This window comes from Streptomyces sp. NBC_01463, assembly GCA_036227345.1.
Lineage (GTDB): Bacteria > Actinomycetota > Actinomycetes > Streptomycetales > Streptomycetaceae > Streptomyces.
The window spans coordinates 2,662,806-2,685,300 of the sequence record CP109468.1 but is presented as its reverse complement, the minus strand read 5'-3'; the positions used below and the strand labels follow the sequence as shown (position 1 = coordinate 2,685,300).

The 22,495-nt window shown below is 71.9% G+C and carries 18 protein-coding genes and 1 pseudogene; 11 read left to right on the top strand and 8 right to left on the bottom strand.

The window, feature by feature from the left end:
- Positions 1 to 13: 13 nt before the first annotated feature.
- The 3 genes from OG521_11640 to OG521_11630 form a co-directional block, all read right to left on the bottom strand.
- Positions 14 to 238, bottom strand: coding sequence for a DUF6191 domain-containing protein (locus OG521_11640; GenBank protein WUW21401.1), 225 nt, complete (start codon positions 236 to 238; stop codon positions 14 to 16).
- A 28-nt stretch (positions 239 to 266) separates the two neighbouring features.
- Positions 267 to 1,448 (bottom strand): PQQ-dependent sugar dehydrogenase, encoded by a 1,182-nt coding sequence (locus OG521_11635; protein ID WUW21400.1) that lies wholly within the window; start codon positions 1,446 to 1,448, stop codon positions 267 to 269.
- Between the two features lie 226 nt (positions 1,449 to 1,674).
- Positions 1,675 to 2,631, bottom strand: a complete 957-nt coding sequence (locus OG521_11630; GenBank protein WUW26648.1) for an aldo/keto reductase — start codon at positions 2,629 to 2,631, stop codon at positions 1,675 to 1,677.
- A 113-nt stretch (positions 2,632 to 2,744) separates the two neighbouring features.
- On the opposite strand from OG521_11630, the gene OG521_11625 reads away from it, so the two are divergent.
- The 8 genes from OG521_11625 to OG521_11590 all read left to right on the top strand — a co-directional run bounded on the left by OG521_11625 (position 2,745) and on the right by OG521_11590 (position 13,742).
- Positions 2,745 to 3,707, top strand: coding sequence for a 2-hydroxyacid dehydrogenase (locus tag OG521_11625; GenBank protein WUW21399.1), 963 nt, complete (start codon positions 2,745 to 2,747; stop codon positions 3,705 to 3,707).
- Between the two features lie 336 nt (positions 3,708 to 4,043).
- Positions 4,044 to 6,824, top strand: a complete 2,781-nt coding sequence (locus OG521_11620) for an EAL domain-containing protein (GenBank protein WUW26647.1) — start codon at positions 4,044 to 4,046, stop codon at positions 6,822 to 6,824.
- Positions 6,825 to 7,041: 217 nt separating this feature from the next.
- Complete coding sequence (locus OG521_11615) at positions 7,042 to 8,898, top strand: acetolactate synthase large subunit (protein ID WUW21398.1); 1,857 nt, start codon at positions 7,042 to 7,044, stop codon at positions 8,896 to 8,898.
- A gap of 23 nt (positions 8,899 to 8,921) precedes the next feature.
- Positions 8,922 to 9,449: an acetolactate synthase small subunit gene (ilvN, locus tag OG521_11610; protein WUW21397.1), complete on the top strand. Its 528-nt coding sequence runs from the start codon at positions 8,922 to 8,924 to the stop codon at positions 9,447 to 9,449.
- A 107-nt stretch (positions 9,450 to 9,556) separates the two neighbouring features.
- Positions 9,557 to 10,558: a ketol-acid reductoisomerase gene (gene ilvC, locus OG521_11605; protein WUW21396.1), complete on the top strand. Its 1,002-nt coding sequence runs from the start codon at positions 9,557 to 9,559 to the stop codon at positions 10,556 to 10,558.
- 277 nt (positions 10,559 to 10,835) lie between these two features.
- A complete protein-coding gene (serA, locus tag OG521_11600; protein ID WUW21395.1) occupies positions 10,836 to 12,428 on the top strand; it encodes a phosphoglycerate dehydrogenase in 1,593 nt (530 codons plus the stop codon).
- 79 nt (positions 12,429 to 12,507) lie between these two features.
- Positions 12,508 to 13,113, top strand: a complete 606-nt coding sequence (locus OG521_11595; protein ID WUW21394.1) for a TetR/AcrR family transcriptional regulator — start codon at positions 12,508 to 12,510, stop codon at positions 13,111 to 13,113.
- A 101-nt stretch (positions 13,114 to 13,214) separates the two neighbouring features.
- Positions 13,215 to 13,742 carry a hypothetical protein gene (locus OG521_11590; protein WUW21393.1) on the top strand — a complete coding sequence of 176 codons (528 nt, stop codon included), beginning with the start codon at positions 13,215 to 13,217 and terminating at the stop codon, positions 13,740 to 13,742.
- Positions 13,743 to 13,767: 25 nt separating this feature from the next.
- Here OG521_11590 and OG521_11585 read toward each other — a convergent pair.
- Positions 13,768 to 15,185, bottom strand: a pseudogene (locus OG521_11585) (PLP-dependent aminotransferase family protein).
- A 47-nt stretch (positions 15,186 to 15,232) separates the two neighbouring features.
- Here OG521_11585 and OG521_11580 point away from each other — a divergent pair.
- Entirely contained in the window at positions 15,233 to 15,721 is a 489-nt protein-coding gene (locus tag OG521_11580; GenBank protein ID WUW21392.1) for a carboxymuconolactone decarboxylase family protein, read from the top strand.
- 13 nt (positions 15,722 to 15,734) lie between these two features.
- Here the strand turns inward: OG521_11580 and OG521_11575 are convergent, their stop codons facing one another.
- The gene (locus OG521_11575) at positions 15,735 to 16,877 is read right to left on the bottom strand and encodes a helix-turn-helix domain-containing protein (GenBank protein ID WUW21391.1); all 1,143 of its coding nucleotides are present in this window, start codon (positions 16,875 to 16,877) and stop codon (positions 15,735 to 15,737) included.
- Between the two features lie 183 nt (positions 16,878 to 17,060).
- On the opposite strand from OG521_11575, the gene OG521_11570 reads away from it, so the two are divergent.
- Complete coding sequence (locus OG521_11570) at positions 17,061 to 17,987, top strand: proline dehydrogenase family protein (GenBank protein WUW21390.1); 927 nt, start codon at positions 17,061 to 17,063, stop codon at positions 17,985 to 17,987.
- Positions 17,988 to 18,025: 38 nt separating this feature from the next.
- A complete protein-coding gene (gene pruA, locus OG521_11565) occupies positions 18,026 to 19,657 on the top strand; it encodes an L-glutamate gamma-semialdehyde dehydrogenase (protein ID WUW21389.1) in 1,632 nt (543 codons plus the stop codon).
- 104 nt (positions 19,658 to 19,761) lie between these two features.
- Here pruA and OG521_11560 read toward each other — a convergent pair whose 3' ends face one another.
- The 3 genes from OG521_11560 to OG521_11550 are packed head-to-tail and all read right to left on the bottom strand — an operon-like array spanning position 19,762 to position 22,396.
- Positions 19,762 to 20,967, bottom strand: coding sequence for a 1-acyl-sn-glycerol-3-phosphate acyltransferase (locus tag OG521_11560; GenBank protein WUW21388.1), 1,206 nt, complete (start codon positions 20,965 to 20,967; stop codon positions 19,762 to 19,764).
- Positions 20,967 to 21,827 (bottom strand): phosphatidate cytidylyltransferase, encoded by an 861-nt coding sequence (locus tag OG521_11555; protein ID WUW21387.1) that lies wholly within the window; start codon positions 21,825 to 21,827, stop codon positions 20,967 to 20,969. The genes OG521_11560 and OG521_11555 overlap by 1 nt, the downstream gene beginning before the upstream one ends.
- Entirely contained in the window at positions 21,824 to 22,396 is a 573-nt protein-coding gene (locus tag OG521_11550; GenBank protein WUW21386.1) for a phosphatidate cytidylyltransferase, read from the bottom strand. Before OG521_11550 ends, OG521_11555 begins: the two co-directional genes overlap by 4 nt.
- Positions 22,397 to 22,495 lie beyond the last annotated feature (99 nt).

Genomic DNA, 22,495 nt, shown 5'->3' with positions numbered 1-22,495 from the left:
GTCCGGCCCGGCGTCACGCCCCGTCGGCCCCGGTGTCCTCGGAGTCGCCGCCGTCACCGTCACCGTCGTCGCCGCCCCCGTCGCGACGGCGGACCACGACCTTGCCCGATGTGAGGTCTATCGGGCCGCGCGCCGGGTCCCCGACACCGAGGTCCACCCGGGTCAGCTCCAGCCGCTTCTGCTCCTCGGCGGTGTGCTTGCGGCCGGGTGCGAAGAGTTCCTCGAAGAAATTGAACACGGGCCGCGCACCCTTCCGCCTGGGGCCGCTAGCTCACCTCGGCCACCAGGATCCTGTCGTCTCCCGGCTTCGGTGAGCCGCGGCCGTCCGTCTCGTTCGTCACGAGCCAGAGTCTGTTGCCGCCCGCCGCGAGCACGGTGCGCAGACGGCCGTACTTCCCCTCCAGGAACGACTGGGGGGCCGCCAGAGGTTCCTTGTCCTCCGTACCGGACAGCGGGATCCGCCAGAGCCGCTCACCCCGCAGACCGGCCATCCAGATCGAACCCTTGACGAAGGCGATGCCGCTCGGGGACGCCTCGGACGTCTTCCACTGTGCCACGGGATCACGGAACCCCGCCTCGCCGGCCTTGCCCTCGGCCTCCGGCCAGCCGTAGTTGCCGCCCGGCACGATCCGGTTCAGCTCGTCCCAGGTGTCCTGGCCGAATTCTGCCGCCCAGAGCTGCTTGTGCCCGTCCCAGGCGAGGCCCTGCACATTGCGGTGACCGTACGAATACACCACGGAATCGGCCTGCGGATTGCCGTGCAGCGGCTCGCCGTCCGGGGTCATCCGGAGGATCTTGCCGGCCAGTGACTTCTTGTCCTGCGCCAGACCGTCGTCCCCGGTCTCGCCCGTGCCCGCGTACAGCATGTGGTCCGGGCCGAAGGCGATCCGTCCGCCGTTGTGGATGGAGCCCTTCGGGATGCCCCGCAGGATCGTGTCCGGGGCGCCCAGCAGCTGTCCGGGGGTCGTCCCGTCCTCGTCGTACAGCATGCGGGCGATGCGGTTGTCCGAAGCGGTGGTGAAGTACGCGTACACCAGGTGGTCCGTGCCGAAGGTGGGGGAGACCGCGATGCCCAGCAGGCCGCCCTCGCCGGCCGGGGCCACCCCCGGCACGGTGCCCAGGAGGGTCTTCTTCCCGCTCTTCGCGTCGATCCGGGTGATCGTCCCCTTGTCGCGCGAGCCCACCAGCAGGTCGCCGTCCGGCAGCTCCGCGAGCCCCCAAGGGGAGTTCAGGCCCTCCGTGAGGGTCGACACCACCTTCACCGTGCCCTTCGCGGGCGGCAGGTCCGCCGCGGGACGCGAGGCCGGGGCGGACGGCGAGCCGGCCGGGCCCGTCGTCCTCGGGGAGCCGGACGGGGATCTCGCCCCCTGGCCCGCCGTGCTCTCCGCACCCTCCTGCGAGGAGCATCCCGCGGTGAGCATCAGGGCGCCGGCCGCCAGCACGGCCACCGCACCCCGCCGCGCACCACGGCCACCTCCGCGACGCGTCGCACGACGCCCCACCGGGTCCTGCTCAGATCCGAACACCGCACCGCGCACAGCACCGATCCCTTCGACGGCCGCCTGTCTACTGTTCTTACACCGCGGCCGGGCCCAGGGTTCCCGATGCCCGCGGACTTTCTCGCTCGGCGATCAATGTGCAGCGGCCAACGACCGGCGGCCGGTGTCCGGGCGCTCAGTCCCACGACTCCCGCGCGGCCGGCAGCCGGTCGATCTCCGCGAGGTCCTGCGGCGTCAGCGCCAGCGCGGCGGCTCCCGCGTTCTCGACCGCCCAGCGCTCCTGCTTGGTCCCCGGCACCGGAACCACCTGGGGCCCCTGCCGCAGCACCCAGGCCAGCGCCACCTGTGCGGGCGTCGCCCCGTGCCGCTCGGCGATCCGCCGCAGCCCCACCACCACCGGCTGGTTCGCCGCCATCATCTCGGCGGTGAACCGCGGATGCCTGGCCCGCAGGTCCGCCGGCTCGAATCCCTGCCCCGGAGTGAGCGTCCCCGTCAGATAGCCGCTGCCCAGCGGCATCGCCGCCAGCACCCCGACCCCGCGCGCCGTACACCACGGAACGAGCTCCTCCAGCGCCTGCGGCGACCACACGGAGAGCTCCGCCTGCACCGCGCTCACCGGGAAGACCTGCTGGACCCGCTCCAGCTGCCGGATCGTTTCGTCGTGCATCCGGGCCCCCGGCCGGCGAGCGGCCCTGGCACCGACCGCACACAGCCCGAGCGCCCGCACCTTGCCCGCGTTCACCAGCTCGGCCATCGCGCCCCACGTCTCCTCGACGGGCACCTCGGGGTCGGCCCGGTGGAGCTGGTACAGATCGATCACATCGGTCTGCAGCCGCCGCAGCGAGGCGTCGCAGGCCCGTCGCACATAGCCGGGGCGGCCGTTGGCCACGATGTGCTGATCGCCCACCAGCAGACCGCACTTGGTGGACAGGAAGGCCTGCTCCCGGCGCCCCTTCAGAGCCCGGCCCACCAGCAGCTCATTGGTGAACGGGCCGTACATGTCGGCCGTGTCCAGCAGGTCGACGCCCGCGTCGAGCGCCGCGTGCACCGCGCGCAGCGCACCGTCACCACGCTGCCGCGAGGCGCTGTACGCCCAGCTCATCGGCATGCAGCCGAGACCGACCGCACCCACGGCGAGCGCCGCCGCACCGAGACTCCTGCGCTCCAACTCCCCGAACCCTCCCTCGCACCGCACCCCCAAAGCTAACCTCTGCACCCCGCCGGGCTTCGCATAGCCTCCTGACCATGACTTCCACCACGCATTCCGCCACGGTCCCCGACGTCTGGCTGCCCATTCCGGCCGACGAGATCGAGGGACTTCCCGAGGGCCTCAACTACCGTCTGTGGGACGGTGCCCAGGACTACCCCGCCGACCCCGCGCACTGCGCCTTCTACGTCGTCCCCTACATGAAGGGGCCCCGGATCGCGGTCCGTCCGCTCGGCGACATGAGCGGGGTCCGGGTCGTGCAGACGCTGTCCGCGGGCATCGACCACGTGGAGCCGGGGCTCGGCCTGCTGCCCGCGGGCGTGCAGTTGTGCAACGCCAAGGGGGTGCACGAGGCGTCCACCGCCGAGCTCACCCTCGCGCTGATCCTCGCCTCGCTGCGCGGCTTCCCCGGGTTCGTGCACGGCCAGGACAAGGAGGAGTGGCGGTCCGGCTTCTACCCGGCGCTCGCCGACAAGTCCGTGCTGATCGTCGGGTACGGATCGATCGGCTCGGCCATCGAGGACCGGCTCGCGCCCTTCGAGTGCGCGCGGGTGGCGCGCGTCGCGCGCTCCGCGCGGACAACCGCACGCGGCCCCGTACACACACTCGACGACCTGCCCGCGCTGCTGCCCGAGGCCGACATCGTCATTCTGTCCACCCCGCTGAACCCGTCCACGCAGGGGCTGGTCGGCGCGGACTTCCTCGCCGCGATGCCCGACGGGGCGCTGCTGGTGAACGTGGCCCGCGGCGGAGTCGTCGACACCAAGGCCCTGTTGTCCGAACTCGAGTCCGGCCGGCTGCGTGCCGCGCTCGATGTCACCGACCCGGAACCGCTCCCTTCCGGCCATGCCCTCTGGCATGCTCCGAACGTCCTGATCACCCCGCACGTCGGCGGCAGCACCTCGGCGTTCCTGCCGCGCGCCAAGCGTCTGATCGCCGGACAGGTCAGCCGTTTCGCCGCGGGGGAGCAGGTGCACAACGTCGTTCGCACCACCGGCTGAACACGCTGCGGACACGCTCCGTCCCCCTCCGTGGCGACAACTCCGCAGGTCGTCACGGAGAGTAGAGGAACTATGTCCCTGTGTGACGAGTCTGGTGTATCGTCCCGAAAGGGGTGCTGCGCCGTGGCAGGGGCGGCGCCGGGGAGGAAGCCACACGCGAGGGGGGCGACGGGCGATGTACGGCCGATGGGTGAACGATCCGACACGACCAGGTGGCCGGCGGCGGCCGCCGGTGCGTCCCGCGCGCCGGCGCCGCAGCCGGCAGGCGACGTCCGGGGCGCCCCGGTGAGCGCCCCGGCGAGCACCCGCGGAGCGGTCGTGGCCCCTCGGCCGGCCATGGGCCCGGCGCCCGCGCTGGTCCCGCAGGTCTTCCTCGGACTCGTCTGCGCCGGATACGGGGTGGGTGCCGCCACGGGCTGGGGATCGGCCCGACTCGCGCTGTTCATGGGGGACTTCGGGCTGAGCGCCGCCGCCCTGGTCGCCGCCGTCTCCTGCTTCCTGTTCGCCCGCTCCGCGGACAACAGGTTCCGGCCCGCCTGGCTGCTGTTCTCCGCCTCCTCGCTGATGGCCGCGGGGGGCAACGGGGTGTGGGGCTGGTACGAGGTCGTGCGGGAGGTCCCGGTGCCCAGCCCCTCCCTCGCCGACGTGTTCTTCCTCTGCTTCGCCCCGCCCGCCATCGTGGGCCTGCTCGTTCTCGCCAAGCGACCCGTCACCCGGGCCGGCTGGGTCTGTCTGGTCCTCGACTCCTGGCTGATCGGCGGATCGCTCCTCACGCTCTCCTGGAGCCTCGCCCTCGCCCACACCGCGCACATGGCGGACGTCGAGGGTGCCAGCGTCGCCCGCGCGGCCCTCTCGCTGGCCTATCCGCTGCTCGACATCGTGCTCGTCTCCATGGTCCTGGCGCTGCACTTCCGCCGCTCCAACGTCAACCGCGCCGCGGTGAACACCGCCATCGCCGCACTCGCCCTCACGGTCCTGTGCGACGCCCTGTTCACCTCGCCGCTGCTGCGCCAGACCTACCACTCCGGCCAGTTGCTCGACGCCGGCTGGTTCGCCGGGTCGCTGCTCCTCGCGTACGCCCCCTGGGGCGCCGGCCGGGAGGGGGAGGCCGTGAGCGGGGACGGGCAGCGGTCCGTGTCCCGCCCCATCGCCGGTTCGCTGGCCGCGCTGACGCCGTATCTCGCCGCCGCCGTCTGCACCCTGGGCATCCTCTACAACGTCATCGAGGGCCGCCGGGTGGACCGCGTCGTGGTCTTCACCGGGTGCACGGTGGTGCTCGCCCTGGTCGTCCGGCAGGGCATCATGCTCGTGGACAACATCGCCCTCACCCAGGAACTGGCGCAGAAGGAGAACCACTTCCGCTCCCTGGTGCAGGGCTCCAGCGACGTCATCATGATCGCCGCACCGACCGGCATACTCCGCTACGTCAGTCCCGCCGCCTCCGGTGTCTACGGGCGCGAGGCCGACGACCTCATCGGTGCCGAGCTCGCCTCCATCATCCATCCCGAGGACCTGGGGCGGGTGGTCCACGAAGTGCGGCGGTTCCTCGCCGCCCCGCCCGGCGAGGAACCCACCACCCGCATCGAGTGCCGCTTCCGCTCCGGCACCGGCGACTGGCTGAACGTCGAGTCCACCGTCAACCGCCACCAGGGCGGCCTGATCCTCAACAGCCGGGACGTGACCGAACGGGTCAGGCTCCAGGCCCAGTTGCAGCACAACGCGGAGCACGACCCGCTCACCGACCTGCCCAACCGGGCGCTGTTCACCGACCGGGTCCGCCAGGGGCTCGGCGGCCGCCGGGCGGGGGACGCGGGCACCGCCGTCCTCTTCATCGACCTCGACGGCTTCAAGGCGGCCAACGACCGCCTCGGCCACCAGGCCGGCGACGAACTCCTGATCCAGGCCGCCCGCCGCCTCCAGGACTCCGTGCGGACGGGGGACACGGCGGCCCGCCTCGGCGGGGACGAGTTCGCCGCCCTCATCGTCGGCGACGGCGGGCGCGACCAGACGGCCCGCGAGTACCAGGTCCACGAGATCGCCGACCGGCTGCGCCTCACGCTCTCCCAGCCCTACCGGATCGGCGCCGGCGAGGTCCGGGTCACCGCCTCCATCGGCGTCGCCTTCGCCGAGCCCGGCATCACCCCCAACGACCTCATGCGCAACGCCGACCTCGCCATGTACCGCGCCAAGGCGGGCGGCAAGGACCGCGTCGAGCTGTACGCCCCGCAGATGCAGGCCGAGGTGGTGCGCCGCACCGAGCTGGCGGCCCGGCTGCGCACCGCCCTGCGCGACGGCGAGTTCGCGCTGCTCCACCAGCCCGTGGTGCACCTGGCCACGGGCACCGTCGCCGCCGTCGCCGCACAGGCCCGGTGGCGCTCCGCGCAGGGCATCCTGTTCACACCCGCCGAATTCCTCCGCGTGGCCGAGGACAGCGACCGCACCGCGGAGCTGGGCCGCTGGCTCCTGGAAGAGGCCGTGGAGCAGGCCGCTGACCGGTCCAGGGCCGGTCATCAGGTCTCCGTCGCCGTCCGGCTCTCCGCTCGCCGGCTGCTCGACAAGGGCCTCCCGTTCGGCTCCGTCGAGGCCTTGCTGACCCGGTACGGGCTGCCGTCCGGGGCGCTGATGATCGAGGTCGCCGACAGCGACCCCCGGGTCTCCTTCGACGAGCTGGAGCAGCGCCTGGTCGCCCTGCGGAGGCTCGGTGTACGCATCGCGCTCGACGGCTTCGGCAGTGGGTACGCCGCGATCAACGCCCTGCGCCGGCTCCCCATCGACGTACTGAAACTGGACCGCGGACTGGTCGAGGGCGTCGTCGAGTCCGCCCGGCTGCACAAGATCACCAGCGGGCTGCTGCGGATCGCCTGCGATCTCGGCATGCAGTCCGTGGCCGACGGCGTCGACGTCCCGGAACAGGTCCTCGCGCTGCGCGCCATGGGCTGTACGCACGGCCAGGGCATGGCCTTCTCCGGGCCGCTGGACGAGTACCGGCTGCGCCGCGCCCTGGTCCGGGGCGAGTTCCCGGTGCCCGGTTCCCCGGCCGCTCAGCCGGTCCTGGCGGGCGGCTCGATTCCGCTGCTCACCGGATCACATGCTGAGACGCCCGTCCCACCCACTTGACACGCCGAGTGCGTCGGAGAGAGGGTCAATGCCATGCGCACCCGAATTCTCGTACTTGGAAAGCGCGTCGGCTGAAGCAGAGTTCCTCGATGACACTCTGCAGACCGCACCGGCGCGCTCCCCTCGCTTGCCTCACGGCACGAGGGGTTTTTTGTTGCACCGGCACCACGCAAACCATCGCAAAACACTCGCAAAAACCCTCAGCTTCGAGAAGAGAATGCCGATGACCGAGCAGGCCACCGGGGCCCACCATCCCCAGCCGCGGGCCCGTAACGGCGGATCGTCCACCGCCACCGTTGAGCACGTCACGGGTGCGCAGTCCCTCATCCGCTCCCTCGAGGAGGTGGGGGCCGACACGGTATTCGGCATTCCCGGCGGCGCCATCCTTCCGGCGTACGACCCGATGATGGACTCGCAGCGGGTCCGTCACGTGCTGGTCCGCCACGAGCAGGGCGCGGGCCACGCGGCCACCGGCTACGCACAGGCCACCGGCAAGGTCGGCGTCTGCATGGCCACCAGCGGCCCGGGCGCCACCAACCTGGTCACCCCGATCGCCGACGCGTACCTGGACTCGGTGCCGATCGTCGCGATCACCGGCCAGGTGGCCTCCGCCGCCATCGGCACCGACGCCTTCCAGGAAGCCGACATCTGCGGCATCACGATGCCGGTCACCAAGCACAACTTCCTGGTCACCAAGGCCGAGGACATCCCGCACACGATCGCCGAGGCCTTCCACATCGCCTCCTCCGGCCGTCCGGGACCCGTCCTGGTCGACATCGCCAAGGACGCGCTCCAGGCGAAGACCACCTTCAGCTGGCCGCCGGTGATGGACCTGCCGGGCTACCGCCCGGTGACCAAGCCGCACGCCAAGCAGATCCGCGAGGCCGCCAAGCTCATCACCCAGGCCAAGCGCCCGGTCCTGTATGTGGGCGGCGGCGTCATGAAGGCCGGGGCCACCGCCGAACTCAAGGTGCTGGCCGAGCTGACCGGAGCGCCCGTCACCACCACCCTGATGGCGCTCGGCTCCTTCCCCGACAGCCACCCGCTGCACGTGGGAATGCCCGGTATGCACGGTGCGGTCACCGCCGTCACCGCGCTGCAGAAGGCCGACCTGATCGTCGCCCTCGGCGCCCGCTTCGACGACCGGGTCACCGGCAAGCTGGACAGCTTCGCGCCGTACGCCAAGATCGTCCACGCCGACATCGACCCGGCGGAGATCGGCAAGAACCGCGCGGCCGACGTCCCGATCGTCGGTGACGCCCGCGAGGTCATCGCCGACCTCGTCCAGGCGGTCCAGGCCGAGCACACCGAGGGCCACACGGGCGACTACGCCGCCTGGTGGAAGGACCTCAACCGGTGGCGCGACACCTACCCGGTCGGCTACGACCTGCCGGAGGACGGCAGCCTCTCGCCGCAGCAGGTCATCCAGCGCGTCGGTGAACTGGCCCCGCCGGACACGATCTTCGCGGCGGGCGTCGGCCAGCACCAGATGTGGGCCTCGCACTTCATCAAGTACGAGCAGCCCGCCACCTGGCTGAACTCCGGCGGCGCGGGCACGATGGGCTACGCGGTCCCGGCCGCGATGGGCGCCAAGGCCGGCATGCCGGACCGCACGGTCTGGGCGATCGACGGCGACGGCTGCTTCCAGATGACCAATCAGGAACTCACCACCTGCGCGCTCAACAACATCCCGATCAAGGTCGCCATCATCAACAACGGCGCACTCGGGATGGTCCGCCAGTGGCAGACCCTGTTCTACAACCAGCGGTACTCCAACACCGTGCTGCACTCCGGCGCCGACACCGACGGCAACGCGGCGAAGGGCACCCGGGTGCCCGACTTCGTCAAGCTGTCCGAGGCCATGGGCTGCTACGCGATCCGCTGCGAGGACCCGGCCGACCTGGACAAGGTCATCGCCGAGGCCAACTCGATCAACGACCGCCCGGTCGTCATCGACTTCATCGTCCACGAGGACGCCATGGTGTGGCCGATGGTCGCCGCCGGCACCTCGAACGACGAGGTCATGGCAGCCCGCGGCGTCCGTCCCGACTTCGGCGACAACGAAGACGACTGAGAGACAGAGAGAGACCGACTTCCATGTCCACCAAGCACACGCTCTCCGTCCTGGTCGAGAACAAGCCCGGTGTCCTCGCCCGGATCACGGCCCTGTTCTCCCGCCGCGGCTTCAACATCGACTCGCTCGCGGTCGGTACCACCGAACACCCCGACATCTCCCGCATCACCATCGTCGTGAATGTCGACGACCTGCCCCTGGAGCAGGTCACCAAGCAGCTCAACAAGCTGGTCAACGTCCTGAAGATCGTCGAACTCGAGCCGTCCGCTGCGATCCAGCGTGAGCTCGTCCTGGTGAAGGTCCGCGCCGACAACGAGACCCGCTCCCAGATCGTCGAGATCGTCCAGCTGTTCCGCGCCAAGACCGTGGACGTCTCCCCGGAGGCCGTCACGATCGAGGCGACCGGCGGCGCCGACAAGCTGGAGGCGATGCTCAAGATGCTGGAGCAGTTCGGCATCAAGGAGCTCGTCCAGTCCGGCACCATCGCCATAGGACGTGGCGCGCGCTCGATCACCGACCGGTCGCTGCGCGCTCTCGACCGCACGGCATAGACCATTCCGGGTCCGCCGCGCCGCTCGTATGGCGAGACCCGAAAACGTAACTGACGCACCCCGCCGTACGGTGGGACGCAACACCTGCACACCAAGGAGAAGACCCAGTGGCCGAGCTGTTCTACGACGACGATGCCGACCTGTCCATCATCCAGGGCCGCAAGGTCGCGGTCCTTGGTTACGGCAGCCAGGGCCACGCCCACGCGCTGTCGCTGCGCGACTCGGGTGTCGACGTCCGTGTCGGTCTGCACGAGGGCTCCAAGTCCAAGGCCAAGGCCGAGGAGCAGGGCCTGCGCGTGGTGACCCCGGCCCAGGCGTCCGCCGAGGCCGACGTCATCATGATCCTGGTTCCGGACCCGATCCAGGCCCAGGTCTACGAGGAGTCCGTCAAGGACAACCTCAAGGACGGCGACGCGCTGTTCTTCGGCCACGGCCTGAACATCCGCTTCGGCTTCATCAAGCCGCCGGCCGGCGTCGACGTCTGCATGGTCGCCCCGAAGGGCCCGGGCCACCTGGTCCGCCGCCAGTACGAGGAGGGCCGCGGCGTTCCGTGCATCGTGGCCGTGGAGCAGGACGCCACGGGCAAGGGCCTGGAGCTCGCCCTCTCGTACGCCAAGGGCATCGGCGGCACCCGCGCCGGCGTCATCAAGACGACGTTCACCGAGGAGACCGAGACCGACCTCTTCGGCGAGCAGGCCGTTCTCTGCGGTGGCACCGCCGCCCTGGTGAAGGCCGGTTTCGAGACCCTGACCGAGGCCGGCTACCAGCCGGAGATCGCGTACTTCGAGTGCCTCCACGAGCTGAAGCTCATCGTGGACCTCATGTACGAGGGCGGCCTGGAGAAGATGCGCTGGTCGATCTCGGAGACCGCCGAGTGGGGCGACTACGTCACCGGCCCGCGGATCATCACGGACGCCACCAAGGCCGAGATGAAGAAGGTCCTCACCGAGATCCAGGACGGCACCTTCGCCAACGCCTGGATGGCCGAGTACCACAACGGTCTGCCCAAGTACAACGAGTACAAGAAGGCCGACAGCGACCACCTGCTGGAGACCACCGGCCGTGAGCTCCGCAAGCTCATGAGCTGGGTCAACGACGAGGACGCGTAACACCGGTGCCCGGAGGGGGCGGGCCACGGCCCGCCCCCTCCGGGCATCCGCCCTGTTTCATCCGCTGGAAGAGGCGGCGTCGTACGTGTGTACAAGTCGTCCAGCCTCATGTGGGTGATCCTTCCAACGGGGCGCAGTATGCGTCGTCGCGCATGACTACACTTCGGAACACATACACGCGTCAGGCCCACAGTGTCGTGCGTCTTCCACGCGGCAAGCCCCTCCACCGCCTGCGGCCGTCGGGACGGCCGTCCGCACTGGATCTGTGAGGACTCACGTGAGCTCGAAACCTGTCGTACTCATCGCTGAAGAGCTGTCGCCCGCCACGGTGGACGCCCTGGGACCGGACTTCGAGATCCGGCACTGCAACGGCGCGGACCGCGCCGAGCTCCTCCCCGCGATCGTCGATGTCGACGCCATCCTGGTGCGCTCCGCCACCAAGGTCGACGCCGAGGCCATCGCCGCCGCGAAGAAGCTGAAGGTCGTCGCCCGCGCGGGTGTCGGTCTGGACAACGTCGATGTCTCCTCGGCCACCAAGGCCGGCGTCATGGTCGTGAACGCCCCGACCTCCAACATCGTCACCGCCGCCGAGCTGGCCTGCGGTCTGCTCGTCGCCACCGCGCGCAACATCCCCCAGGCCAACACCGCCCTCAAGAACGGCGAGTGGAAGCGCTCCAAGTACACCGGTGTCGAGCTGAGCGAGAAGACCCTCGGTGTCGTCGGCCTCGGCCGTATCGGCGTCCTGGTCGCCCAGCGCATGTCGGCCTTCGGCATGAAGATCGTCGCGTACGACCCCTACGTCCAGCCAGCGCGCGCCGCGCAGATGGGCGTCAAGCTCCTCTCGCTGGACGAGCTGCTGGAGGTCTCCGACTTCATCACCGTGCACCTCCCCAAGACCCCGGAGACGCTCGGCCTGATCGGTGACGAGGCGCTGCACAAGGTGAAGCCCTCGGTGCGCATCGTCAACGCCGCGCGCGGCGGCATCGTCGACGAGGAGGCGCTCGCCTCCGCCCTCAAGGAGGGCCGCGTCGCCGGCGCCGGCCTCGACGTGTACACCAAGGAGCCGTGCACGGACTCCCCGCTGTTCCAGTTCGACCAGGTCGTCTGCACCCCGCACCTCGGCGCCTCCACGGACGAGGCCCAGGAGAAGGCCGGTATCGCGGTCGCCAAGTCGGTGCGCCTCGCGCTCGCCGGTGAGCTCGTGCCGGACGCGGTCAACGTCCAGGGCGGCGTCATCGCCGAGGACGTCCGTCCCGGGCTGCCGCTCGCCGAGAAGCTCGGCCGGATCTTCACCGCGCTCGCGGGCGAGGTCGCGGCCCGCCTCGACGTCGAGGTGTACGGCGAGATCACCCAGCACGACGTGAAGGTGCTCGAACTCTCCGCGCTCAAGGGCGTCTTCGAGGACGTCGTCGACGAGACCGTGTCGTACGTGAACGCTCCGCTGTTCGCGCAGGAGCGCGGTGTCGAGGTCCGCCTCACCACCAGCTCCGAGTCGCCCGACCACCGCAACGTGGTCACGGTCCGCGGCACCCTGGCCGACGGCCAGGAGGTCGCGGTGTCCGGCACGCTGGCCGGCCCCAAGCACCTCCAGAAGATCGTCGCCATCGGCGAGCACGATGTGGACCTGGCGCTCGCCGACCACATGGTCGTGCTGCGCTACGACGACCGCCCCGGTGTCGTCGGCGCGGTCGGCAAGATCCTCGGCGAGGCCGGGCTGAACATCGCGGGCATGCAGGTGTCGCGCGCCGACGTGGGCGGCGAGGCGCTCGTCGTCCTCACCGTCGACGACGACGTCCCGGCGTCGGTGCTGGCCGAGATCTCCTCGGAGATCGGCGCGGCCTCGGCCCGTTCGGTGAACCTGACCGACTGAGTTCCGCAGCTGACCAGCCGTACCCGGTATGTAGACGTGCGTCTTACACAAACGTCTGCATGCCGGGTACGCTGCTGATATGGGACATCGTGAGGATCTGCTCGAAGGCGCCAAGCGCTGCCTGCTGGAGAAGGGCTACGCCCGGACGACGGCGCGCGACATCGTGGCGGCCTCGGGGACCAATCTCGCCTCCATCGGTTACCACTACGGCTCCAAGGAGGCCCTGCTCAACCTTGCCTTCCTCAAGGTGACGGAGGAGTGGGGCGACGTGCTGTCCCGGGGCGACGAGCCCGCGAGCGGGGCGGAGGTGCCGTCCGCGCCGCTCGACCAGTTCCGGGAGACCTGGGAGCGGGTGATCGGGAGCTACGAGCAGACCAAGGCGGTCTGGCAGCTCCAGATGGAGGTCATCTCCCGGATCAACACCGACCCCGAGCTGCAGAAGGCCCTCGCGGGGCCGCAGCGCGAGGGCCGCGACGGACTCGCCGAGAACATGCTGGGCATCGACCCCGCCACCGACCCCGAGAGGGCGCGGGTGGCCGGTCTGTTCTGCCAGGCGCTGCTGGCCGGCGTCATGGTCCAGTGGCTGATGGACAGCGAATCGGCGCCCTCGGCGCAGGATCTGACGGACGGCCTGAAGGCCGTGCTGGAAGGCCGGGTCGCCCCGGCCGCCCCGGACAGCCCTTAGCCTGGACCGTGCTCGCACGCTCGGTCACGTCGTCGGCGCAGGCAGGAGTTGGCACCCATGAGGCAGCGAATCCAGGAACCCCGCGGGAACGGCGGCCCGCGATGACCGCCCGGGCCGGGGAGACGTTCGACCTCGCACGGGCCGTCGCCGACATCGAGACCCTGCTCGCCTCGCCCCTGCCGGCCGCCGGCCCTGCCGTGGCCGAGGGGGACCCGGACACGGGGGAGTGGACGGTGACCGCGGGCGAGGGCTTCCGGATCGTCCCGCTCTGGGAGGGCGACGGAGACGACGACGCGGACGGCGAGGAGTGGGACGACGAGGAGGAGGCGGCCGAGGCGCGGCTGGCCTCGCTCGTCGGGGAACTGGAGGCCCGCTGGGGCGCCCACCACCCGGTGGCCGTCCACGGGGCGCTGCTCCTGCGGGAGAACGACGAACCGGTCCCGCCGCTCTTCGGGGCACTCCTCGACGAGGACTGCTACGGCGACCTGGCGGCCTGGGGGCCGGTGTCCGAGCGGCGGCGCTGGGTCGGAGTGAGCGTGGGGCGCAGCGACGGGGACGCGCCCGTGGTCATGGCCGCCGTCGTCAGCGACCGCCCGATCGTCGCGCCCGACCCGCCGTCCTGGCTGTAGGCACCTTCGGCCGGGCCCGTGTCCGTCAGGCCGGCGGCAGCGCCCGGCAGAGCGCCTCCAGCGCCGCGCCGAACGCGTGGTCCGGCGGGGCGGCGTAGCCCACGACCAGGCCGTCCGGGGCCGTGGCCGGGGCTGCCGGGTGGCGGAAGCCGTCCAGCCCGTCCAGGGCGAGGCCCTGCCAGGCGGCGGCCTTGACCGTGGACTGCTCGGTGCCGGGCGGCAGCCGCAGGACCGCGTGCAGACCGGCCGCGATCCCGGTGGCCGTGATGTGCGGGGCGTGCTCGGCGAGCGCCGCGACGAGCCGGTCCCGGCGCTCGCGGTAGCTGCGGCGCATCCGGCGGACATGACGGTCGTACTGCCCCGACACGATCAGCTCGGCCAGGGTCAGCTGGTCCGGCACGCTCGCCCAGGCCTCGCGCTCGCCCTTCGCCGTCAGGACCTGCCCGACGAGCCGCTCCGGCAGCACCATCCACCCCAGCCGGATCGCCGGCGACAGGCTCTTGCTGACCGAGCCGGCGTACACGACCCGGTCCGGGTCCAGCCCCTGCACGGCACCCACCGGCTCCCGGTCGTACCGGAACTCCCCGTCGTAGTCGTCCTCCAGCACCAGCCCGTCCCGCGCGCGGGCCCAGTCGACGACGGCTGAGCGGCGCTCCGGACGCAGCGGCCCGCCGGTGGGGAACTGGTGAGCGGGCGTCAGCAGGACGCCCCGCACACCCGGCAGCCCGCCCAGTTCGTCGACGCGCGCACCGTCCTCGTCGAGCGCGAGCGGCACCGTGCGCACCGATGCGGCGTCCAGGACCGACCGGTGGAAGCCGAGCCCGTACGACTCCACCGCCAGCGGGCCGCGCAGGAGGCCGCACCCCGACAGCAGCCGCAGGGCATGGGCGAACCCGGAGCAGATCACGATCCGTCCGGGAGTGGTGCGGACCCCGCGCGAGCGAGCCAGATAGTCCGTCAGGGCGTGGCGGAGCCGGTCCTGCCCTGCGGATCGCCGGGGCCGAAGGCGTCGTTGGGTGCCGCGTTCAGCGCGCGCCGGGCGGCGGACAGCCAGGCGGTACGGGGGAAGGAACCGGCGTCCGGCCGGCCCTGGCGCAGATCGTGCACGGGACCGGCCGGGGCGTGCGGCGCCCTCTTCGGCACCCGGGCGGGTGCCACGGGTGCGGCGCGCCGGGCGACCCGGGTCCCGGAACCCTGCCGGGCGGTCAGCCAGCCCTCGGCGACCAGTTCCGCGTAGGCGTCGGCGACGGTGTTGCGGGCCAGACCGAGATCGGCCGCGAGCGACCGGTAGGGCGGCAGCCGGGTGCCGGGGGCCAGCCTCCCGTCCCGTACGGCGTCGCGCAGCGCACGGATGAGGACGGCCCGGCGGCTGCCGGGCCCCGCCAGGTCGAGGAGCAGGTCACTGCCGATCCGCTCCGCGGAATTGACCCATGAATCCGACATGAAAGTGCACCCTACGCGAGGTCTTTGGGGCTCATAACGTAGAGGACATGACGAACAACGACACCGCAGTCAGCGCCGGCCGGGCTCCCCGCATCAACTTCGCCAAGGCCGCCCCGAAGGCCTTCAAGGCCCTCATCGGCTTCGACGCCGCCGCGCGCCAGGGCCTGGACCCCGCCCTCGTGGAACTGGTGCAGATCCGCTCCTCGCAGCTCAACGGCTGCGCGTACTGCCTGCACATGCACACCACCGACGCCCGCAAGGCGGGGGAGAGCGAGGAGCGGCTGCACATGGTGGCCGTCTGGCAGGAGGCCGCGCACTTCTTCACCGCCGAGGAGCGGGCCGCGCTGGCGCTCACCGAGGCCGTCACCCTGGTCTCCCGCGGCGGGGTCCCCGACGACGTCTACGCCCGTGCGGCGGCCGTGTTCGACGAGGCCACGCTCGGCGGACTGCTGGCGCTGATCTTCACCATCAACACCTGGAACCGCATCGCCCTGTCCACCGCCAAGGTGCCGGGCACGGACGAGCGGGCCGCGTAGTCCCTCGGGTGCCTCAGAGCCGGGCGGACTTCAGCGCCATGTGCAGCAGCAGCCGGTCCTCGCCGTCGTTCAGGTCGAGGCCGGTGAGCTGCTGGACCCGGGAGAGGCGGTAGTACAGCGTCTGCCGGTGGATGCCCAGCTCGGCGGCGGTCCGGGACGCCTGGCCGGCGCAGTCGAGGAACACCTCCGCGGTGCGGGCGAGGTCCCGGTGCGACGGGGTGAGCAGGGGGCGGACCGTGTGGTCCGGCAGCGTGTCCGGGGTGAGCGCGGTCAGCAGCCGGTACGGGCCGATGGCCGACCACTCGGCGACCGGGCCGAACCGGGTCTCCGCCGCGGCCGCCCGCGCCGCGGCGGATGCCTCGTGCCAGGCGTCGGCCAGCTCGGCAAGACCGCGCCGGGGCACCGCGATCCCCGCCGTGGCGGCCGCCCCACCGGTGGTGCGCAGCCGGTCGGCGGCGGTGAGCGCCGGGTCCAGGACGTCGTGCGACCGCAGCCGGACGAGCGCGGCCAGTGCCGGCGTGCCGGGACCGCCCGGGAACGGGGCGGCGGACAGGGCCGCCGCGGAGGGCACCGCGCGCGCCGACGGCGGATCGTCCGGCCACGGCGTCACGCACACCACGGTGTGCAGCCCCTCCGCGTCCGGGCCGAGCGCCTCGGCGAGCGCGGCCACCGCCATGTCGCGCTGCCAGCCGCGCCCCGCCGTGAGCACCGCGCCGAACTCCCGGGACAGGTCCGTGCCCGCCCGCGCCTCGTCGGAGAGCAGGGCCCCGATCCGGGCCGCCACCTCCATCGCCGCGTCGAGCTGCGGGTCGGTGGGTCCCGGGTCGGCGTCCAGCAGCCATACGTAACCGAGCACGACACCCCGATGGCGTACCGGCAGACAGATCCGGTCCCGGTAGACACCGGCCTCCGGGGCGGCCGGGATGCGGACGGGGCCGGTGGCGCGGGTGATGCCGAAGTTCTCGAACCAGGCGCGGACCGCCGGGGTCGAGCGGCGGGTCAGGATCGACCGGGTGCGGACCGGGTCCATCGCCGTGTCGTCGTCGCTGTCGTGGGCACCGAAGGCGACGAGGCCGAAATCCCGGTTCTCCAGCGTCGCGGGGACACCGAGCAGCGCGGAGATCTCGTCGACCAGCTCCTGGTAATCGCCCTTCACCCGGCCATTCTCGCACCCCTTCAGACATATGTCTGAGATCCAGGGCACGGATGCGTGACAGCTGTCGATGGCACAGGATCGGAGAGATCCCTAGATTTCACGGTGGTTCTCCGTGCTGTACCGCTTATGTTCGTCATAGAGCCGCGGTACGGCTTTCGTCCGTACTTTCCGTGGAGGTGCCCCGTGCTGGGTCCCGTGATTCTCGCCGCGTCACGCAGCGACAAGATGCGCCGTTTCATCTCGGCAGCCCCGGGCACGAAGCAGGTCGTCGACCGGTTCATCGCCGGTGAGACGGTCGAGCAGGTCGTCCCGATCATCGAGGACGCCGCAGACAAGGGCCTCGAAGTCACGCTCGACGTGGTCGGTGAGGACATCACCACGCCCGCGCAGGCCGCCGCCGCGCGCGACGCCTACCTGGAGCTCGTCGGCCGCCTCAAGGACCTCGGCCTGGGCACCAGGGCCGAGATGTCCGTCAAGCTCTCGATGTTCGGCCAGGCGCTGGAGGACGGCCACGAGCTGGCCCTCGCCAACGTCCGCCCGGTCGTCGAGGCCGCCGCCGCGATCGGCACCACGGTCACCCTGGACGCCGAGGACCACACCACCCTCGACTCGATGTTCGCCATCCACGAGGAGCTGCGGAAGGACTACCCGCAGACCGGATGCGTCATCCAGGCCTACCTCTTCCGCACCGAGGACGACGCCCGCCGCCTGGCCGCCGCCGGCAGCCGCGTGCGCATCGTGAAGGGCGCCTACAAGGAGCCCGCCTCCGTCGCGTACCAGGACAAGGCCGAGATCGACAAGGCGTACGTCCGCATCCTGAAGACCCTGATGGAGGGCGAGGGCTACCCGATGATCGGGTCCCACGACCCGCGCCTGATCGCCATCGCCCAGGAGCTCGGCCGCAAGGCCGGGCGCAAGCTCGACGAGTACGAGTTCCAGATGCTGTACGGCATCCGCAGCGACGAGCACATCCGGCTCGCGGCCGAGGGACACCGCATGCGTGTCTACACCGCGTACGGCACCGACTGGTACGGCTACTTCATGCGCCGCCTCGCGGAGAAGCCGGCCAACCTGCTGTTCTTCGGCCGCTCCATCCTCACCAAGGGCTGAGCCCCCTCCACCTCTCTACCCAAGGAGCCACGGAACCCATGGACGCTGTAACCCAGGTCCCCGCGCCGGTCAACGAGCCGGTCCACTCCTACGCCCCGGGCTCCCCGGAGCGCGCCCGCCTGGAGGCCAAGCTCAAGGAGATCGGCCAGAACCCGATCGACCTGCCGATGACCATCGGCGGCGAGAAGCGGATGGGCGGCGGCGAGCGTTTCGACGTCGTGCAGCCCCACAACCACAAGGCCGTCATCGGCACCTACGCCGGTGCCACGAAGCAGGACGCGCAGGACGCGGTCGACGCCGCCCTCGCCGCCGCTCCGGCCTGGCGCGCGATGGCCTTCGACGACCGCGCCGCGATCATCCTGCGCGCCGCCGAGCTGCTCTCCGGCCCCTGGCGCGAGACGCTGGCCGCCTCCACGATGCTCGGCCAGGGCAAGACCGCCCAGCAGGCCGAGATCGACACCCCCTGCGAGCTCGTCGACTTCTGGCGCTTCAACGTGCACTACGCGCGCCAGATCCTGGCCGAGCAGCCCCCGGCCAACTCCCCGGGCGTGTGGAACCGCATGGACCACCGCCCGCTGGAGGGCTTCGTCTACGCGATCACGCCGTTCAACTTCACGGCCATCGCGGGCAACCTGCCCACCGCCCCGGCCCTCATGGGCAACGTGGTGGTCTGGAAGCCGTCCCCCACGCAGACCCACGCCGCCGTGCTGCTGATGCAGCTCCTGGAGGAGGCCGGTCTGCCCAAGGGCGTCATCAACCTGGTGACCGGTGACGGCATCGCCGTCTCCGAGGTGGCCCTGAACCACCGCGACCTGGCCGGTATCCACTTCACCGGCTCGACCCCCACCTTCCAGCACCTGTGGAAGACGGTCGGCAACAACATCGCGAAGTACCGCACCTACCCGCGTCTCGTCGGCGAGACCGGCGGCAAGGACTTCGTCGTCGCGCACCCGTCGGCCGACCACGCGATCCTGAAGACCGCGCTGACCCGCGGCTCCTTCGAATTCCAGGGCCAGAAGTGCTCCGCGTCCTCGCGCGCCTACGTCCCGGCCTCCATCTGGAACTCCGGTTTCAAGGAGAAGTTCGCGGCCGAGGTCGACTCCATCACGATGGGCGACGTCACCGACCTGTCGCACTTCATGGGTGCCGTCATCGACGACCGCGCCTTCGCGAAGAACAAGGCCGCCATCGACCGCGCCGCGGCCGACCCGGCGTGCACGATCGTCGCCGGCGGCACCTACGACGACTCGGTGGGCTACTTCGTCCGCCCGACCGTCATCGAGTGCAGCGACCCCGAGAACGAGGTCTTCACGACCGAGTACTTCGGCCCGATCCTCGCGGTCCACGTCTACGAGGACGAGAACTTCGACGCGATGCTGGAGCAGATGGAGTCGGTCTCCGACTACGCCCTGACCGGTTCCGTCATCGCGAACGACCGCGCCGCGGCCGCGTACACGATGGAGAAGCTGCGGTACGCCGCGGGCAACTTCTACATCAACGACAAGTCGACCGGTGCCGTCGTCGGCCAGCAGCCCTTCGGCGGCGGCCGCGCCTCGGGTACGAACGACAAGGCGGGCGCCCCGCAGAACCTCCAGCGCTGGACCCTGACCCGGGCCATCAAGGAGACGCTGGTCCCGCCGACCGACTACACCTACCCCCACCAGGGCTGACCGCCCTCCGGGGCGCCGCCCTCCCGGCGCCCCGTCCCGAACTCCGCCTCCCGACCGGTTCCCCTGCCGGCCGGGGGGCGGTTTCCATGTACGGGTCCCGCGGTTCAGCTCCAGCCGTGCACGATCAGGGACAGCCCCGCCGCGAACCCGCCTCCGAGCAGCACCAGACAGCGGCCGTACCAACGGCGGTGGCGGCGCATCAGCAGCCCGAAGCCGGCGAAGGCGAGGCCCACCGTCAGGGTGCGGGAGCCACGGGCCGCCGCCGACGCGGCGAGCCAGTCGGACGCCGGGACACCGGCGCGGCCCGCCTCGGCGCCGTACACCTTGAACGGGATGCCGTTCCAAGGCTGGTGGCGCACCGCGGACGCACCCTCCAGCGCCAGTTCGTGCCGGACCTCCGCACGCATCCGGTCCGTGGTCAGCGGCGCCGGCAGGTGGACGCCCGCCGAGGCCAGGTGCAGCGCCAGCAGACCGCCCGCCAGGCTGCCGGCCAGCGCGCCCAGCGACATCTTCAGGGCCGCCCGCGGCACCGCCGCGCACACCGCGCCCAGCAGCAGCTCCGGCATCAGCGGCCAGCTCAGCGCCTCCGCGAACGCCCAGCAGAACGCCAGCGGAACACCCAGGCGCGAGGTGACGACCGCCGCCACCCGGCGCCGCGTCGCCGAGTCCCTCAGCGGCTCGGCCACCGCACGGGTGTGCAGCGCCACCACCGCGTCGCGCGCCTCATCCGGGGAGACGGCCGACGGCAGCGGCTCGCCGATCGTCACCCGGACCAGCGACGAACGCAGCCGCCCGTGCTTGGGCAGCAGCCGGTCCGTGCCCGCGATCCCCACCGGCACCACCGGCACCCCCGCCTCCTCGGCCAGCACCAGCGCACCGCGGTGGAAGGAGCCCAGCGTGCCGTCCTTCGCCCGGGTGCCCTCGGGGAACAGCACGACCGCCCGGCCCGCCCGCAGTTCGCCCGCCATCGTCAGCAGGTCCTCCATCCCGCCGCCGCCCCGGCGCACCGGGAAGCCCGCCGCCATCCTGCGGCAGATCCGCCGCCGCCACGGGGAGGCGAACCAATAGTCGGCCGCCGCCCCGATCGCCGGCGAGTGCCGGGCGTCCAGCGCCGCGAGGAGCGCCGCGGTGTCCGCGTGCGAGGAGTGGTTGGCGACCACGACACAGCCGCCGCGCGGCAGCCGGCCGCGCCGTTCGACCCCGCCGGTGAGGCTGAGGACGCCCCACCACAGTCCGCGGCGGAGCGCGGCGGCGAACCGGGAACGGCGGGGGAGGACGGTGCGGACCGGGGTGCTCAGGAGCGTACTCATCACGTCATCACCATCGCCAGGAGAAGGGCCACCAGCAGGGAGTCGATCCGGTCGAGCAGGCCGCCGAAGCCGGGCAGCCAGCTGCCCGCGTCCTTCACGCCCGACTCGCGCTTGACCATCGACTCGATCAGGTCGCCCAGGACACAGCCGCCTGTCACCGCCGCCCACAGCGGGAGGCTGAACTCGCCGAGCACCAGCAGCAGTACGGCCGTCGCGACGGCCGCGCCGAGCACGCCCGCCCACGTCTTGTTGGGGGAGAGCGGCGACAGGGGACGGGCCAGCGGGCCGCGCCTGCCCAGCGCCGTACCGCCGCACCAGGCGCCCACATCGCCGAGCGCCACCGCCAGTCCGATGGCGACACCCGTGTCGCCGAGCGTCACCAGGCCCGTCAGCGCGACCGGGATCCACAGCAGCCCGAACACGGTCCTGGCCGTCCGGGTGAAGCCCGTCCGGTCGTCCCCGGCCAGCACCGAGGGCAGCGCGGCCGCGATCAGCAGCAGCGCCGCGGCCCGTGCGTCCAGGAGGTGCGGCGCCAGCCAGGCCAGCGCCGGGAGGGCCACCGCGGCCGCCGCCAGCACGACATGGTCGCCGCGCCGCAGCCCCGCCATCCGGACGAACTCGCTCGCCGCGATCAGGCCGAGCCCTGCGGCCAGCGCGTACGTGCCGCCGCCGCCCAGGAAGTACGCCCCCAGGAACACCGGCGCCACCAGCGCCCAGGTCCGCCACCGCCGGCGCAGTTCGGCCCGCATCCGCACCTTCGAGGGAAGGACCGCGACCGCGACCCCGCCCGCCCCCAGCACACCCGCGACCAGCGGCACCGCCCGCGCGGCCGCCTCCTCGGCGATCAGTACGGTGCTCATGCCAGCTCCCGCCACAGGCCCGCCAGCCGGAGCGCCGCGGTGAGCAGCGAACCGGCGGCGATCACGATCAGGACGGGGACGGCCCAGCCGCTCGCCGCGGCGACCACGACCAGCAGGCACCGCTCGGTCTTGCCGACCGGCCCGCCGTTGCGCCGGGGCGCGCCGGCCGCTGCCCCGGCCAGCGACACCCAGGACGGCAGCGTCGCCGCGAGCGCGGCGACCGCCACCAGCCACAGCGGGGCGAGGGCCAGGAATCCGGCCAGCACGACCAGGTCCGCGACCCGGTCGCCGAGCTCGTTGAGCACCGCGCCGCGCCTGGTGGTGCGGCCCGTGTCGCGGGCCAGCGCACCGTCGAGGTTGGCGAAGGCGAGCCGGGCCGCGAGCAGCGGGGCGACCGCCAGGGCGGCGGTCCCGGCGGGCAGCCAGGCCAGCGAGGCTGCGGCGCCGGCCGCGGCGACGACGCCGGCCGCGGTGAGGGTGTCGGGCGACACCTCACGGCGGACCAGCGAGGCGCGGACACCGGAGAGCCGGTCCGCGTACCAGGGCTTGAGAGCGTAGAGGCCGTTCATGGGGTCAACTCTCGTGCGCCGCACAGTTCTTCGACACGGCTTGGGTACTCAACCGGCGGCTGAGTACCCGGTGGGTGCGGTGCCTGGGAGGCTGGGGCG

Coding starts and splice junctions, on each gene's coding strand:
- OG521_11625 (WUW21399.1), top strand. CDS start 2,745: ATGACTTCCACCACGCATTCCGCCACGGTCCCCGACGTCTGGCTGCCC.
- OG521_11620 (WUW26647.1), top strand. CDS start 4,044: ATGGGCCCGGCGCCCGCGCTGGTCCCGCAGGTCTTCCTCGGACTCGTC.
- OG521_11615 (WUW21398.1), top strand. CDS start 7,042: ATGCCGATGACCGAGCAGGCCACCGGGGCCCACCATCCCCAGCCGCGG.
- ilvN (WUW21397.1), top strand. CDS start 8,922: ATGTCCACCAAGCACACGCTCTCCGTCCTGGTCGAGAACAAGCCCGGT.
- OG521_11595 (WUW21394.1), top strand. CDS start 12,508: ATGGGACATCGTGAGGATCTGCTCGAAGGCGCCAAGCGCTGCCTGCTG.
- OG521_11590 (WUW21393.1), top strand. CDS start 13,215: ATGACCGCCCGGGCCGGGGAGACGTTCGACCTCGCACGGGCCGTCGCC.
- OG521_11580 (WUW21392.1), top strand. CDS start 15,233: ATGACGAACAACGACACCGCAGTCAGCGCCGGCCGGGCTCCCCGCATC.
- pruA (WUW21389.1), top strand. CDS start 18,026: ATGGACGCTGTAACCCAGGTCCCCGCGCCGGTCAACGAGCCGGTCCAC.
- OG521_11560 (WUW21388.1), bottom strand. CDS start 20,967: ATGAGTACGCTCCTGAGCACCCCGGTCCGCACCGTCCTCCCCCGCCGT.
- OG521_11555 (WUW21387.1), bottom strand. CDS start 21,827: ATGAGCACCGTACTGATCGCCGAGGAGGCGGCCGCGCGGGCGGTGCCG.
- OG521_11550 (WUW21386.1), bottom strand. CDS start 22,396: ATGAACGGCCTCTACGCTCTCAAGCCCTGGTACGCGGACCGGCTCTCC.